The sequence below is a fragment of the Polynucleobacter necessarius genome (assembly GCF_900096755.1).
GTDB lineage: Bacteria > Pseudomonadota > Gammaproteobacteria > Burkholderiales > Burkholderiaceae > Polynucleobacter > Polynucleobacter necessarius_K.
Map to the genome: position 1 here is coordinate 1,053,612 of NZ_LT615227.1, position 14,766 is coordinate 1,068,377.

General features: G+C 46.5%; 11 protein-coding genes and 2 pseudogenes. 3 read left to right on the plus strand and 10 right to left on the minus strand.

Going from position 1 to position 14,766, the window contains the following annotated elements:
- The first annotated feature begins 168 nt into the window (after nt 1-168).
- The gene (locus DXE27_RS05595; protein ID WP_128113233.1) at nt 169-2,061 is read left to right on the plus strand and encodes an autotransporter domain-containing protein; all 1,893 of its coding nucleotides are present in this window, start codon (nt 169-171) and stop codon (nt 2,059-2,061) included.
- A gap of 11 nt (nt 2,062-2,072) precedes the next feature.
- On the opposite strand, the pseudogene DXE27_RS05600 reads toward DXE27_RS05595, so the two are convergent.
- The 10 genes and pseudogenes from DXE27_RS05600 to DXE27_RS05645 form a co-directional block, all read right to left on the minus strand.
- Nucleotides 2,073-2,489: pseudogene (locus DXE27_RS05600) on the minus strand (C40 family peptidase); the annotation flags it as partial.
- Between the two features lie 90 nt (nt 2,490-2,579).
- Nucleotides 2,580-4,233: pseudogene (locus DXE27_RS05605) on the minus strand (PhoH family protein).
- Between the two features lie 232 nt (nt 4,234-4,465).
- A complete protein-coding gene (locus tag DXE27_RS05610; protein WP_128113235.1) occupies nt 4,466-4,933 on the minus strand; it encodes a peroxiredoxin in 468 nt (155 codons plus the stop codon).
- 41 nt (nt 4,934-4,974) lie between these two features.
- Nucleotides 4,975-5,895 (minus strand): polysaccharide deacetylase family protein, encoded by a 921-nt coding sequence (locus tag DXE27_RS05615; RefSeq protein WP_128113236.1) that lies wholly within the window; start codon nt 5,893-5,895, stop codon nt 4,975-4,977.
- 22 nt (nt 5,896-5,917) lie between these two features.
- Nucleotides 5,918-6,964 carry a bifunctional UDP-4-keto-pentose/UDP-xylose synthase gene (locus tag DXE27_RS05620; protein ID WP_128113237.1) on the minus strand — a complete coding sequence of 349 codons (1,047 nt, stop codon included), beginning with the start codon at nt 6,962-6,964 and terminating at the stop codon, nt 5,918-5,920.
- Nucleotides 6,965-6,989: 25 nt separating this feature from the next.
- The gene (locus DXE27_RS05625; protein ID WP_128113238.1) at nt 6,990-7,859 is read right to left on the minus strand and encodes a formyltransferase; all 870 of its coding nucleotides are present in this window, start codon (nt 7,857-7,859) and stop codon (nt 6,990-6,992) included.
- Entirely contained in the window at nt 7,860-8,822 is a 963-nt protein-coding gene (locus DXE27_RS05630) for a glycosyltransferase (RefSeq protein WP_128113239.1), read from the minus strand.
- A gap of 41 nt (nt 8,823-8,863) precedes the next feature.
- Nucleotides 8,864-10,030 carry a DegT/DnrJ/EryC1/StrS family aminotransferase gene (locus DXE27_RS05635; protein ID WP_128113240.1) on the minus strand — a complete coding sequence of 389 codons (1,167 nt, stop codon included), beginning with the start codon at nt 10,028-10,030 and terminating at the stop codon, nt 8,864-8,866.
- Nucleotides 10,031-10,041: 11 nt separating this feature from the next.
- Nucleotides 10,042-11,733, minus strand: coding sequence for an ArnT family glycosyltransferase (locus tag DXE27_RS05640; protein WP_128113241.1), 1,692 nt, complete (start codon nt 11,731-11,733; stop codon nt 10,042-10,044).
- Nucleotides 11,733-12,110, minus strand: a complete 378-nt coding sequence (locus tag DXE27_RS05645; RefSeq protein ID WP_128113242.1) for an Mth938-like domain-containing protein — start codon at nt 12,108-12,110, stop codon at nt 11,733-11,735. The genes DXE27_RS05640 and DXE27_RS05645 overlap by 1 nt, the downstream gene beginning before the upstream one ends.
- A gap of 78 nt (nt 12,111-12,188) precedes the next feature.
- Here DXE27_RS05645 and DXE27_RS05650 point away from each other — a divergent pair, with 78 nt between their 5' ends.
- Nucleotides 12,189-13,445: a pyridoxal phosphate-dependent aminotransferase gene (locus DXE27_RS05650; protein ID WP_128113243.1), complete on the plus strand. Its 1,257-nt coding sequence runs from the start codon at nt 12,189-12,191 to the stop codon at nt 13,443-13,445.
- Nucleotides 13,442-14,752 (plus strand): homoserine dehydrogenase, encoded by a 1,311-nt coding sequence (locus tag DXE27_RS05655; protein ID WP_128113244.1) that lies wholly within the window; start codon nt 13,442-13,444, stop codon nt 14,750-14,752. Before DXE27_RS05650 ends, DXE27_RS05655 begins: the two co-directional genes overlap by 4 nt.
- Nucleotides 14,753-14,766 lie beyond the last annotated feature (14 nt).

Consider the following 14,766-nt stretch of genomic DNA (forward strand, 5'->3'; position numbering starts at 1 on the left):
AATGATGGGTTCAGGTATTGCGCTTGCACAAACGCCAAATGTATCAATACGGGTTCAGATCAGATCGGGCAAAACCCGCCTAATGGGGACCTTAACTATGCTCCAGCTAATAATGCAAACATTACATGTAAGCCGATTAATGGTGGCGAAACAGTTGCTAGTGGGGGCGTGATATCTGCTACCAATACTACTGATGGAAATGGTGTGAGAGTCATCGTTGCTGCCAGTACAGTGTATACCGTTGTTGGGTCAACGATTGGACTTGGTAGCGGCGCAACTGTTAATAACTCGGGCACATTAAATACCAGTTCATTTTATAACGGCTACGGAATTTCAGCGGGAGCTAATGGCCGATCACAAGCTGGTGGCAATAGTTTGAATAACTTATCGGGCGGCACGATTATTACTGCTGGCGGAAATGCAGCTGGCATTTATGTTAGCGCCACAAATGCAGGTTCTGCCGCCAATACCCTAACCAATGCTGGCACGATTACCACTTCTGGTTCGAACTCTGCAGGTATGCGACTCAACTCTGGAGCGACTAATAGTAGCGTCGTCAACACAATTACTAATAGCGGAACAATTACCACTTCAGGTGCCGCCTCATATGGCGTGCAAGTTTCAGGAGTGGGTGCAGTTGATCTGATCAATAGCGGAATAATTAATACTTCAGGCGCCAACCCCTTTGGTATCTACAACACCGGAAATATTATTAGCCTGACCAACTCTCAGGGTGGTTCAAATCCTTTGACTTACTCTGGAGTTCTTCCTTTGAACTATTTTTCAAAGGTGACCGATGCATCTAATTATGGGAAATTAGATGTAAGTGGCGGAACAGTAACGGGAGTGATGAACTTTAATATTGCTAGCAACTCTGCTCTTGCTTACAACACTACTTATGCAACTGTCTTAAATGGCTTCAAGATTAATAATCTTGGTAATTCATATGGAACCTTTACCTCGGGCAATAATGCTTACGCTTGGGCATTAGTGCACCGTGTTGGCGGCCCAGCAAACCAAACCGATTTGGTAATTAAGCCTCTTCCGCAGGCTGCTAATGCTGCAGCACCTGCAGCAATTCTTGCGGATCTTAAAGCTGCTTTGGCGGCAGACTCATACATTATTGCGCCTACTAATTACGATACTCAGGCTGCTTTAGCTTCTTTCGGGACTGCATTACAAGGCTTATTCGCAATGCAGTCTGCAGGAGTCATTAACGGCATGACTTATGACTGCCCATTATTCGGCAATCGCAATATCTGCGTTTCTGCTGGCGGTCGCTATACCAATGTCAGTGGGTATCCTGATAACACTACCAGCGCCTTAGTGATCGGCGCTTATCGCTTTTCAGAAAACTTGCGCCTTGGTGGTTACTTAGATCAAAGCCTTTCTCAAAGCACTCCTGGCGGCGTTGCGCAATTGAATAACGGTACTCCAATGGTAGGAGTGTTTGGGGTATGGAATCAAGCTACTGACGGGACTGGCTTAGAAGCTAAGCTGGCTGCTGGTTATGCGAGCAAAAATGCCACACTGACACGACCTGTTGTTGGCGTGTCCGAGCCAGGTTCTGGATCAACGGCTTTGACTTCACAAGGTGCTCTCGGGGTCCTTAAGTATGGCTTTGGTTTAGGAAATAAAACGATTGTTTCCCCATATGCAGGTATGCGCTATGTATTGGGCGGTATGAATGGATATGCTGAAGCGCAATCATCAACAGTGTCTAATCCACTTACCTACAATTCAATCAGTAACTACACAACCACTACGCTTGCAGGATTGATGGGTAGTCATCGTTTAGACGAAAAAACCAATATTGTTGCAAGTGCTGGCGCTGAAAAAGATGTGAACGCAAGTGTTGGCAACCTCATTACTTCCGGTAATGGTGAATTCAATATTGCAATGAATAACAATTTCCGTACGCTAAGACCTACGGCTAGTTTGGGTGTTTTTTACGATCTCAGCCCTCGTGAGAGATTGGGCTTAAACGGCATCTATCGCCAAGAGTCTTATCAAGCTGTGACATCAACTACAGTGTTAGCAACTTACACAGTAGGTCTCTAGCCGCTCTACTGGGGCGTGAAGCGTCGCGCCTCGGTAAACTTTGCCGCCCAGTAGGGTGTCGTGATGTAATCCAGGCGTACGGTACCGCCGGCACTAGGTGCATGTACAAATCTGCCATGTCCAACATAGATGCCAGCATGTGAATATTTTTCACCGGTGGTATTAAAGAACACCAAGTCTCCAGGCGCTAGCGGTTGACCGTCAATGCTTCTACCTTGGCCACTCATCTGTTGAATTGTTCTTGGCAGCTTAATACCCGCTGCCTTGTTGTAAACATAAACAATGAGTCCGCTGCAATCAAAGCCGCCCTTTGGAGTGTTGCCACCATATCGGTAAGGCACATCTACCAATCCCACTGCCGCAATCGAAATGTCCTCAGTCCCTACACTAGTGTCTTGTTTAAATTGCGCGAGTTTTAGGCTGGGCAATTTACTTCCAAGCGTGCTGCAACCACTCAAGACGAGTAGAGTACAAATAAAAATGCCGCACCCCAGAAGAGTGCGGCATGAAGAGGTTTTTTAGAGTGCGTCAGCAGCATGATCCGCAAGACGTGAGCGCTCACCACGAGCCAGAGTCACATGACCACCATGACGCCAGCCTTTGAAGCGATCCACTACATAAGTGAGGCCAGAAGAACCTTCGGTTAAGTAAGGTGTATCAATCTGGGCAATATTACCTAAGCAGACAATTTTGGTTCCTGGGCCCGCACGAGTTACCAAAGTCTTCATTTGTTTTGGAGTTAAGTTTTGCGCTTCATCAATAATCACAAACTTACTCACAAAAGTTCTGCCGCGCATGAAGTTCATGCTCTTTACTTTAATGCGTGAGCGAATGAGTTCTTGAGTGGCGGCGCGACCCCATTCACCGGCTCCGCCATCTTCATTGCGCTGGAGTACCTCAAGATTGTCATCAAACGCACCCATCCATGGCTGCATTTTTTCCTCTTCAGTGCCCGGTAGGAAGCCAATATCTTCGCCAACCGGTACGGTGGCGCGGGTAATAATGATCTCGTTGTAGCGTTTGCTATCCAATACTTGCTTAAGACCAGCGGCCAAAGCGAGCAAGGTCTTTCCGGTGCCAGCTTGACCTAGCAGGGTTACAAAATCAACATCGGGGTTCATCAGCAGGTTCATGGCAAAGTTTTGCTCGCGGTTGCGGGCGGGTAACACTCCATACATTGTTCTTCTGGTGGGAGAAGTCTCTTAATGTCTGTAGGAGGGCAGTCTTGCCGTTGATCTCTCTTGCTTGTGCGTAAAAGGGTGTTGAGCCATCAGGATTTTCTTGGTAGACAAACTGGTTAACCAGCATGCTTTGAACTGCAGGGCCGGTGACTCTATAGAATATCGTGCCAGACTTAGAGTCTGCCCAGCTTTCCATGTCTTTGCCATGCTTAGGCCAGAAGTCTGCATTCAGTTGCATAACACCGGCATACATTAAGTCACGATCTTCTAATACTTGGTCGTTGAAATAATCTTCTGCAGGCAAGCCTAAGGCACGCGCTTTAATACGCATATTGATATCTTTGGATACCAATACCACCTCTTGACCTTTACGAGTTTTTTGTAATTCGCTAACTACTGCCAAAATCAGGTTGTCACCTTTGCCTTCGGGTAGGCCTTCTGGCAAAGCTTGAATTGCTAATTTAGTTTGAAAAAACAGGCGACCAGTGACATCTGTGTTGCCGAGTTTATTAAGTGGGATGCCTTCGTCTAGCGTGCCACTAGTACCCGCGATGAGTTGATCTAAAGATCTGCTTACGGTGCGGGCATTGCGGGCTACCTCAGTCATACCCTTCTTGTGGTTATCAAGTTCCTCAAGAGTGGTCATTGGGAGGTATAGATCATGCTCTGAGAAGCGGAACAAGGAGCTAGGATCATGCATCAATACATTGGTGTCTAAAACAAATAGGCTAGGTGGCCCAGTTCGAATCACACGTTTTGGCTTTGCTGGAGCAGTTGCTATTTGTTCATTGCGAACTGGACTGCGATCGGCTTTAATTTTTTCGAGAGCAACTTCTGCCGCTGATAAATCTTCCTCGGCTTCATTGGTCCAATCGGAGGCTTCCACTACCACTGGTTTTGCTGGAGCAGGACGTTTCTTTAAATCAGGAGTGTCTTTGCGGCTGAGTTTGACTTGATCAGCAATTTGAGTGGGGATGGGTGGCAGGGGCATGGACCCTCCTAAAAGAAAAAACCGCCAAGTGGAGTGCATTGACGGTTTATTACGAAACTAGTTGCAGCGATGTTCAAAAAACGGCGGGGGTTGCTCTCCAAACCTGTTCTGAAATATTCAGGTTTCTGATTCAAACGGATTGCCAGACTTTCCCGTCGTTTACGGTGCATATGAATCACTTTACCCCAAATTTTGGGGTTTGCAAGCACCTCAGAACAAATTGTTGTAAAAATTATTTAGTGGCTTGGGCTGCTTGTAATACTTCTGTCACATGGCCTGCCACCTTGAGCCCACGCCACTCTTTAGCAAGCTTGCCAGATGAGTCAAATAAGAAGGTGCTGCGCTCTACGCCACGGACTTGTTTACCGTACATATTCTTCATCTTCATGACGCCAAAGAGTTGGCAGAGCTTTTCTTCGGTGTCGGCCACCAGCTCAAAAGGGAGCTGTAGTTTGCTGCGGAAGTTATCGTGTGACTTCAGGCTATCTCGGGAAACCCCTACCACCAAGGTATTGGCTTTTGTGAAGGCTTCAATGTTGTCTCTGAATTCACCTGACTCAGCAGTGCAACCTGGCGTCATATCTTTAGGGTAAAAATAGAGAACCAGTTTTTTGCCTTTTGCAGATGCTGGTGAAAACGTTAATCCAGAAGTTGCTGGAATGGCGCACTGTGGCATCGGTTTACCAATTGCTACTGTCATGATGATCCTTCTTTAGTTATTTTGTCTCTAGTCTTATTGGATTAATTATTCTGAATAATCAGGTCACCGCTGCGATTAGGGATTTCGCCCCAAGTAAGTGGTAGTACGGCTATTTTATCGAGTTGCTTGGTAGCTTCCCAGGATTTATGAAGCTCACCCATCGTGACCAAATCATGGCCTTGATTTAGCCATCCGGCTAATAGCTGCTCAAATGCCGGCAGAAGCTTTTGGCCTTCAAGCTCGGCATGCAAGGTAAAGACCTGATCATTGGGATTACTTTGGGTGATTTCCAGCAGCTTTTTAACTGCGCCAAACTCATCAGCGCCATCAATAATGCCAATCAGTTCATCAAAGGTGGGTAATGTCGTTGGGTACTGCACATGCTTAGCTTTGCCTGATGGCAAGGCAAGGCGATATGGCATTAAATTAGGTTCAGCTCTACCATCTGAGGAGTGGGTAATACCCCATTGATCGAGCTGCTCAAATGCGGTTTCATTCATCTGCCAACCGGCGGCACCATAAGTCACCGGGGTATGGCCAAAAATTTCTACGAAACGATCCCAACTTTTTTGCATCATTGCTTTGGTCCATGATGCATCTTTAGTGCGTACTGCATCTTGCCAGGCAACATGGTCCCAAGTATGGATGCCAGTCTCGTGACCAGCTTGATCAATAGCCCGCATTTCTGCGGCAGCTTTCTTGCCAATATCGGGACCTGGAATCAGTACGCCATAGAGTAATGTTTTGATGCCGTAGTGTTCGACAACTGAGGTGCGACTCACTTTTTTCAGGAAGCCTGGGCGGAAGACTCGCTTTAATGCCCAGCCAGTATGGTCGGGCCCCAAGCTAAAGAGAAAGGTGGCTTTTAGGCCAAAGCGCTCGAGAGTGCGCGCCAGATTTGGTACGCCCTCTTTTGTGCCGCGTAAGGTATCAACGTCAACCTTGAGAGCTATCTTAGCCATGTACCTTTGAGTTTGCTTGTACTTATTCTTTGTCGACTAGATGACGCGCATTTTCTACATCTTCGCGATAGGCTTCAAAAATATTCTTGAGCGCATCGGACATCGTAGTAGTTGGCTTCCAACCTAGTTCGCTCATCGTGTTATCAATTGCTGGAACACGATTTTGCACGTCTTGGTAGCCTTCGCCGTAATAAGCGCCGGAAGTAGTTTCAACAATCTTCACTTCATTGGCAGTCTTCGCATACTCGGGAATGCTGCGAGCAATTTCTAGCATCTGATTGGCGAGTTCGCGAATTGAGTGATTGTTCTTTGGGTTGCCAATGTTGTAGATTTTGCCGTTAGCAACACCATCCTTGTTATCAATGATGCGCATTAACGCATCGATACCATCGTCAACATAGGTAAAGGCGCGTTTCTGGGCGCCACCATCGACAACGTTAATAGGTTCGCCGCGAACAATGTGCCCCAAGAACTGAGTGACCACGCGTGAAGAACCTTCTTTTGGTGTGTAGATACTATCTAAGCCAGGGCCAATCCAGTTAAATGGGCGGAAGAGGGTGAAGCGCAAGCCTTCCATGCCATAGCCCCAGATCACACGGTCCATTAACTGCTTGGAGCAAGCGTAGATCCAACGTGGTTTGTTGATTGGGCCATAAACCATATTAGATTTAGCGGGATCAAATTCACTGTCTTCACACATTCCGTACACTTCGGAAGTTGATGGAAACACCAAATGCTTTTTGTATTTCACTGCGGAACGTACGATTGGAAGGTTTGCTTCAAAGTCGAGTTCAAATACTTTGAGTGGTTGCTGCACATAAGTTGCTGGGGTTGCAATCGCAACTAAAGGCAAGATGACACCGCATTTGCGGATGTGGTATTCAACCCATTCTTTGTTAATGGTGATATCACCTTCAAAGAAGTGCATGCGAGGATGATTAACCAAGTCACCAAGACGATCATTTTGCATATCCATTCCATAGACATCCCAGTCGGTTGTCTCAAGAATGCGTTTAGAAAGGTGGTGGCCAATAAAACCGTTAACACCAAGAATGAGTACTTTTTTCATCGTTACTGCCTCGTTTTAATCTAATTTATTTGCTTGCTGGAAACCATTCCAAAACTTCAACAGCTTGATGGTCACCGCAAATGCCGAATACCCGATTATCAACCACTTGGATGCCGCAAACCCCAAGATCGAGATTGGCTGGAAATGGCCCTTTTAGGCTTGTAGTGGCTACAATCATGACCTTGCCCTCATGGTCAGTAAATGCGCCTGGATATGGGGGTGCAACAGCTCTAACCAGGTCATGAACCTGTTTAGCTGTCTGATTCCAGAGAATTTGGCCATCCGCAGGCTTTCTGCCCCCAAAATAGCTGCCATTTTCGAGTTCATTGGGTTTGCGGGGAACCTTTCCCTCGATCAAGTTTGGCAAAACCTGGCGAATGACGCTTACGGCAGCCTGACTTACTTTGCCAAATACATCGGTGGCTGTTTCGTCGGGGCCGATACTTACCGCTGCTTGGCCAACAATATCTCCGGCATCAGGTTTTGCTTCCATGATGTGCAAGGTGGCACCAGTTTCAGTTTCACCGTGGAGGATGGCCCAATTTACTGGTGCGCGTCCGCGATACTTGGGGAGCAACGAGCCATGCATATTGAGTGCGGCAATCTTGGCGCATGCCAAAATCTGCTCTGGAATCATGAAGCGATAGTAGAAAGAAAAAATGTAATCAGGCGCAATTGCCTGGAGCTTTGGAATTAAATTCACAAGCTCTTTGGCATTGGGTGTGATGTACGGAATATTTTTCTCAGTGCAGAGTTTAGCTATGCTACCAAACCACACATTTTCATTGGGATCATCTTGATGGGTAATAACAAGATTAACTTGAATGCCGGCATCTAGAAGTGCCTTGAGGCAATTAACGCCTACATCGTGATAAGCAAAGACGACTGCGTGCAATTATTTTTTCTCTAAAACAGTTTGCACAACATAACGCGGGCGCTTACGAATCTGTTGATAGATGCGACCAATATATTCACCTAAAAGACCTAGTCCAAAGAGCATGACACCAATCAGGAAGAAGGTGAGTGCGAAGAGGGTGAATACTCCCTCAACCTCAGCGCCCAAAACAAAGCGGCGTACCAGTAGGTAGGCAAACAGGCTGCCAGCAGCAAGGGATAGAAGCATGCCGAGGATCGAAAAGATCTGCAGCGGCATGATTGAGAAGCCGGTAACCAAGTCAAAGTTGAGGCGAATTAATTGGTACAGGGTGTACTTGGACTCACCAGCAAAGCGCTCTTCATGCTTAACAGAAATTTCCACTGGATTTGCTGAAAAGGTATAAGCCAATGCCGGAATAAATGTATTGCTTTCATCGCACTGACGAACCAAGTCAACAATGCGACGGCTATAGCCACGTAACATGCAGCCTTGGTCGGTCATCGTGATGCGAGTAATGTTTTCGCGCAATCGATTCATGGCGCGTGATGCAAATTTTCTAAAGAAGCTGTCCTGACGATCGGCGCGAATCGTACCGACGTAGTCATGACCTTTTAAAAGTTGCTCTGTGAGCACATCAATCTCTTCAGGTGGATTTTGTAAGTCTGCATCCAATGTGATGATGTATTCGCCTTTGGAATATTCAAAGCCAGCCATGATCGCCATATGCTGACCAAAGTTGCTATGAAATAAAACAGCACGAGTGACATCGGGTCGTAATTCAACTTGCTTGGAGAGAATGCCTGCGGAGCGATCCTTGCTACCGTCATTAATGAAAACGATTTCGTAGGTAATTTTGCGTTTAGCTGCGAGCGCATCAAGCGCTGGGTAGAGACGATCAAAGAGCGCTTGGAGACCATCTTCCTCGTTATAAACAGGGATAACAATGCTGAGTGTTGGGTTGGCAACTAGATTTGCAGTCATGCCGCAATTTTGCCTGATTCTGTGGGCCTAGCCTAAGAACACTAGTTTTTGCGGTATTTCTGCAAAATTCCGACTAATCCCTTGGCTATACGGCCAATATCCTCATCCGCCATTGCAGGAAACAAAGGGAGCGTCAGGATGGATTTACCAATGCGTTCGGCGATTGGCGTGTCAGAGGTTTTGTAACCCTGGTTTTTATAAAGCGTAAAGCTAGTGATAGCAGGGTAATGAACGCCGGTACCAATACCAAGATCCTTTAACTCGGCCATGATTTGGGCGCGATCTGTATTTAATTGATCAAGCGGCAAAACTACTTGGAACATGTGCCAGTTGCTATCAGTAAAGTTTTCAACTGGAAGTTCTAATTTCAAATCATCTAATGAAGCAGCTTTTAATTCAGCGCGCATGACATCAAAGTATTGGCGCGCCAATGCAATACGACGTGCTTGATATGCAGGCAGCTGCTTGAGTTGCTCAAGCCCGATAGCTGCATTGACATCTGTCAAATTATCTTTTCCACCCAATACGTCAACATCCATTCCGTCCATACCTTGACGGGTTAATCCTTGAAGACGGAATTTCTCAGCAAGCCTTGCTTCATCAACATTGTTTAAAACAAGACAGCCACCTTCAACGGTAGTCAGATTTTTGTTTGCCTGGAAACTAAAACTTACTAAGTCACCAAAGCTACCAATCTTCTTACCCTGCCACTGGGATCCAAAGGCTTGTGCCGCATCTTCAATGACGCGTAGATTATGTTGCTTGGCCAATGCGTAGAGTTGGTCCATGTTGACTGGTAGGCCAGCCAAATAGACTGGCATGATGGCGCGGGTTTTTGGCGTAATGGCGCTCGCAACTTTAGCGAGATCAATATTACGTGTCACTGGATCAATATCAGCAAACACAGGTTTTGCGCCAACACTCAAGATTACGTTTGATGTTGCGACCCAAGAGATTGGAGTAGTGATCACCTCATCCCCAGGACCAATACCTGCAACTTGTAAAGCGATTTTCATGGTCGCCGTGCCATTTGCAAAGCAACGTACAGGACGTCCACCGAAATAATTACTTAGGGTTGCCTCAAACTCTGCAAGCTTAGGCCCAGATGTCACCCATCCGGAACGCAAGACTTCTGAAACTGCATCGATAGTTTCTTGATTGAAACTTGGGCGCGTGAAAGGAATGAAGGTGGAATTGGTGTCTGACATGATGATCTATATTACTGCGTCACGTTCGAGGCATCTGGGTGTTTAACAATGACTCTGCGAGAATCTCGGCCAACTTCTTGCATGGGCAGGTTTATTGCTTGTAGTGCCTCAAACTGCTCTGGAACCATTAAGGCATAAGCGGTTTGGTCTTCTTTCCAGCGGGCAATGAAGGCATCGAGGCTTGGTATCCAGAGTGCGGGCTCTTGGTTGACGCCAAACTCAAGTTCGTCAGGAGACTCCACCATGATCATGGTTCTGCCTAAATAGAAGGGTACCGTGTGGTCAAGAAGGCGAACAGAATAGAAATTTACTTTTTCTGGAATAGATGCTTTAACGCTTTCCACAAGATCAATGCCAGACACTGCGCGCCCTAAAGTTTCGTGACCGGTTCCCGCAATAATCGCGCAGAGAAAAAATCCACACGCAAAACTCACAATGCTTTGCATGCCATTGCGTTTACTTTGCCAGGCTGCGTAGGTGCTAAATGTTATTAGAGCCGCCAAAGCAGCGATCACCCAGTAAACATATTGTGCATAGGCTTCAATCTCATCGGGCCTCGCTTTTTTGCCAATTGCATCTAGAAAGAAAAATCCAGCACATCCAAGTAATGCAAATCCAAGCACCTGCAATTTCCATGGCGCAGCCATGGTGTTGGTATGCCCAAGCAAGCGGTCAAGGCGATTCCCAATAATTAATGCAAGCGCAGGAAAAATAGGAATGATGTAGCCGGGCAACTTAGAGCGTGAGACGCTAAAGAATGCAAAGATCACCACAAACCAGCAAACCAATAACCAGCCGGCAGAAAACTCGCGGCGACGTTCGCTCCAGGCTTGTGCAATAGCACCAGGAATTTGTAGGACCCATGGAAGCAGACCAATTAATAGCAGGGGTACAAAGTAATAAATTGGCCCAGTCCTGCTGTGTGCATCTTGCGTAAAGCGCTGTAGATGCTCGTGAATAAAGAAGAATTCTAAGAACTCTGGATTGCGCTGTGCAACCAATACGAACCAGGGGGCAGTGATCGCCAAGAACAAAATGGTTCCGCTAAATAAACGCAAGCGAGTCCAAATTTTCCAATCCCAAGTGCTAACGGAGTAAGCGATAAATACCATCGCAGGAATCGCAGCGCCAATGACGCCCTTAGACAAAGTAGCGAATGCCATAAAAATCCAGCAAGCCCACATCCAGTTGCGACAACTACTTTTGTTCTGAGAAGTTTGAGCGATTAATAAGCTGCACAGTGCTGCTACTAAAAAAGAAGAGAGGCCCATGTCTAGCGAATTAAAGTGCCCGCTAATGACCCACATCGGACTCGACGCCAATACCACGGCAGCCAACCATCCTGCTCTCGCGTTATAAATGCGTGCGCCAGTAAACCCAACTAAAAGAATGGTTAAGAAACCAGTGGGTGCAGTCCAGAGACGCGCTTGCCATTCACCAATGCCAAACACTTGAAATGCTGCAGCAGTTGCCCAAGCTTGCAATGGCGGTTTTTCAAAATACTTGTAACCGTTGTAACGTGGAGTAACCCAGTCACCGGTTACTAACATTTCACGGGCGATCTCTGCATAACGCCCCTCATCAGATGGAATAAGGTGGCGGTAATTGAGCGTGCCAAACCACAGCAGGCCGTAAATAATGACCAATAGCAAAATCTTGCCTGGGTGCAGGGCTGACGACTGCCGAATTTGGCCAAATTGCATTAAACGGGCTCCACCATCAGGGCTAGCAGGACTTGGCGGCCTTCGCCTACCAAAATGTTGTAAGTGCGGCAGGCTGCTTGGGAGTCCATGATTTCAAAGCCAATTTTGGCTTGAATGAGGGTTTTGAGGAGCTCAGGCTTCGGAAAGCGCTGACGTTTTCCCGTGCCAATTAGGATTAATTCTGGTTTTAAATCAACGAGTTGCGATAAATGACTTCCCTCTAAGCCATCAAAATTCTGAACTGGCCAATTTGAGATAGCGCCATCCGAGCTGAGGACAACAGCATGGGCGTAAGGAGTCTTATTGATCTCTACGTAGCCATTGCCGTAGCCGGTGATCGTATTCGCTCCGGAATGGGGGTCAGATTGAAGCTTCAAGTGGACTCTCTGTCATAATTATGTGGATTATAGCTAGCTGTTTTTCTCATATTTCAAGGACTTACCCTTTAATTTATTGTGAAACCGATCCGAAAGTCCCAAAAGCTCGATAACGTCTGTTATGACATACGTGGGCCGGTGCTCGAGCTTGCTCAGCGCATGGAGGAAGAGGGTCACAAAATTATCAAATTAAACATCGGAAACGTAGGGGTTTTCGGTTTTGATCCTCCTGAAGAGATTCAGTTGGACATGATTCGCAATTTAAGTAATGCCTCGGCTTATTCTGATTCCAAAGGAATCTTTTCTGCTCGCAAGGCCATCATGCAGTATTGCCAAGAAAAAGGCATTCAAGGCGTGACTTTGGATGATATCTATACCGGCAATGGCGTTTCTGAACTCATCGTTCTTTCGATGAATGCGCTCTTAAATGATGGCGATGAAGTATTGGTGCCAACACCAGATTATCCGCTGTGGACTGCGGCGGTGAGTTTGTCAAGCAGCACACCTGTTCACTATCTTTGTGACGAATCAAAAGATTGGGCTCCAGACTTAAATGATCTGCGTAAAAAAATTACGCCACGCACAAAAGCGATTGTGGTGATTAACCCAAGCAATCCTACCGGTGCAATTTATTCAAAAGAAGTCTTGCTTGAGTTAACTCAGATTGCTCGCGAACATGGTTTGATTTTGTTTGCTGATGAGATTTACGACAAGATGCTGTATGACGGTGAGAAACATATCTCTCTCGCGTCTTTATCGACCGACGTAGTTACCATTACCTTTAACGGCCTTTCTAAGAATTACCGTTCATGTGGTTACCGTGCTGGATGGATGATCGTTTCAGGCGATAAAGAAATGGTTCGTGATTACATCGAGGGCTTAAATATGTTGGCCTCGATGCGCCTATGCGCAAACGTACCAGGTCAGTATGCGATTCAAACTGCGCTCGGCGGATACCAAAGCATTAATGACTTGGTTGGTGAGGGTGGTCGTCTTGCCAAGCAGCGTGATCTTGCGTGGAAACTCATTACTGATATTCCGGGTGTTACTTGCGTCAAGCCAAAATCAGCTTTGTATTTATTCCCAAGGTTAGACCCAGAGGTTTATCCAATTGAAGATGACCAGCAATTTGTTGTCGATCTTTTAAAAGAAGAAAAAGTATTGTTAGTGCAGGGCTCTGGTTTTAACTGGGGCAAACCTGACCACTTCCGCGTAGTGTTCTTGCCTCATGAAGATGTTCTTAAGGAAGCTATTGGCCGCCTTGCACGTTTTCTGGAGCGTTATCGTAATAAGCACAGCCGCAAGGCTTCTTCAACTGCAGCAAAGGCATCATGAAACCGATTCAAGTAGGTCTATTAGGTATTGGCACTGTTGGTGGTGGCGTATTCACTGTTCTCGAACGTAACCAAGATGAGATTCAGCGTCGTGCAGGGCGCGGTATTCGTATTAATACCGTTGCTGATTTAAATGTAGAACGCGTCAAAGAATTGGTTAAAGATCGCGCCCAAGTGGTGAGCGATGCTCGTGCGGTTATTAATAATCCTGAGATCGATATTGTTGTTGAGCTCATTGGTGGTTACGGCATTGCTAAGGACTTGGTTCTTGAGGCAATCGCCGCCGGTAAGCACGTTGTAACAGCTAATAAAGCATTAATCGCTGTTCACGGTAACGAGATTTTTAAAGCTGCCCATGCCAAAGGCGTCATGGTTGCATTTGAAGCTGCTGTTGCTGGTGGAATTCCAATTATTAAAGCTTTGCGCGAAGGTTTAACTGCCAACCGCATTGAGTGGATTGCCGGCATCATTAATGGCACAACCAATTTCATCTTGTCTGAGATGCGCGACAAGGGATTAGATTTCGCAACAGTACTTAAAGAAGCTCAACGTTTAGGCTACGCAGAAGCTGATCCTACTTTCGATATCGAAGGTGTTGATGCTGCCCATAAAGCGACCATCATGAGCGCGATTGCATTTGGTATTCCAATGCAGTTTGAAAAAGCGCATATTGAAGGCATTACTAAGCTTGCTGCGATTGATATTCGTTATGCAGAGCAACTGGGTTATCGAATCAAGTTACTTGGTATCGCCAAAAAGACGCCAACAGGTGTGGAGTTGCGCGTTCACCCAACCTTAATTCCTTCTAAGCGTTTGATTGCCAATGTTGAAGGCGCTATGAATGCTGTTCAAGTATTTGGCGATGCTGTTGGTACTACTTTGTATTACGGTAAGGGCGCTGGTTCTGAGCCAACAGCCTCTGCGGTGATTGCGGATTTAGTCGACATTACTCGTTTGTTGAGTGCTGATGCTGAGCATCGCGTTCCTTACTTGGCCTTCCAGCCTGATTCAGTGCAAGATACGCCGGTATTGCCTATTGGCGAGATCACTACAAGCTACTATCTGCGTCTACGTGTTGCTGATCAAGCTGGCGTACTGGCCGATATCACTCGTATCCTCGCTTCGCATGGCGTATCTATCGATGCGCTCTTGCAAAAAGAGGCTGATGAGGGTGAGAGTCAAACCGACTTAGTTGCCTTGACTCACGAAACCAAAGAAAAGAACATGCTTGCTGCAATCAAAGAGATCCAAGATCTCAAGACGGTTGCTGGCGAGGTAGTAAAGATCCGTTTAGAAAATCTGCCCTAAGTAAAATTCAGCAA

Bases quoted from the DNA above. Each gene is read 5' to 3' on its own strand.
- DXE27_RS05610 (WP_128113235.1), bottom strand. From the start codon at position 4,933: ATGACAGTAGCAATTGGTAAACCGATGCCACAGTGCGCCATTCCAGCA.
- DXE27_RS05615 (WP_128113236.1), bottom strand. From the start codon at position 5,895: ATGGCTAAGATAGCTCTCAAGGTTGACGTTGATACCTTACGCGGCACA.
- DXE27_RS05620 (WP_128113237.1), bottom strand. From the start codon at position 6,964: ATGAAAAAAGTACTCATTCTTGGTGTTAACGGTTTTATTGGCCACCAC.
- DXE27_RS05630 (WP_128113239.1), bottom strand. From the start codon at position 8,822: ATGACTGCAAATCTAGTTGCCAACCCAACACTCAGCATTGTTATCCCT.
- DXE27_RS05635 (WP_128113240.1), bottom strand. From the start codon at position 10,030: ATGTCAGACACCAATTCCACCTTCATTCCTTTCACGCGCCCAAGTTTC.
- DXE27_RS05640 (WP_128113241.1), bottom strand. From the start codon at position 11,733: ATGCAATTTGGCCAAATTCGGCAGTCGTCAGCCCTGCACCCAGGCAAG.
- DXE27_RS05655 (WP_128113244.1), top strand. From the start codon at position 13,442: ATGAAACCGATTCAAGTAGGTCTATTAGGTATTGGCACTGTTGGTGGT.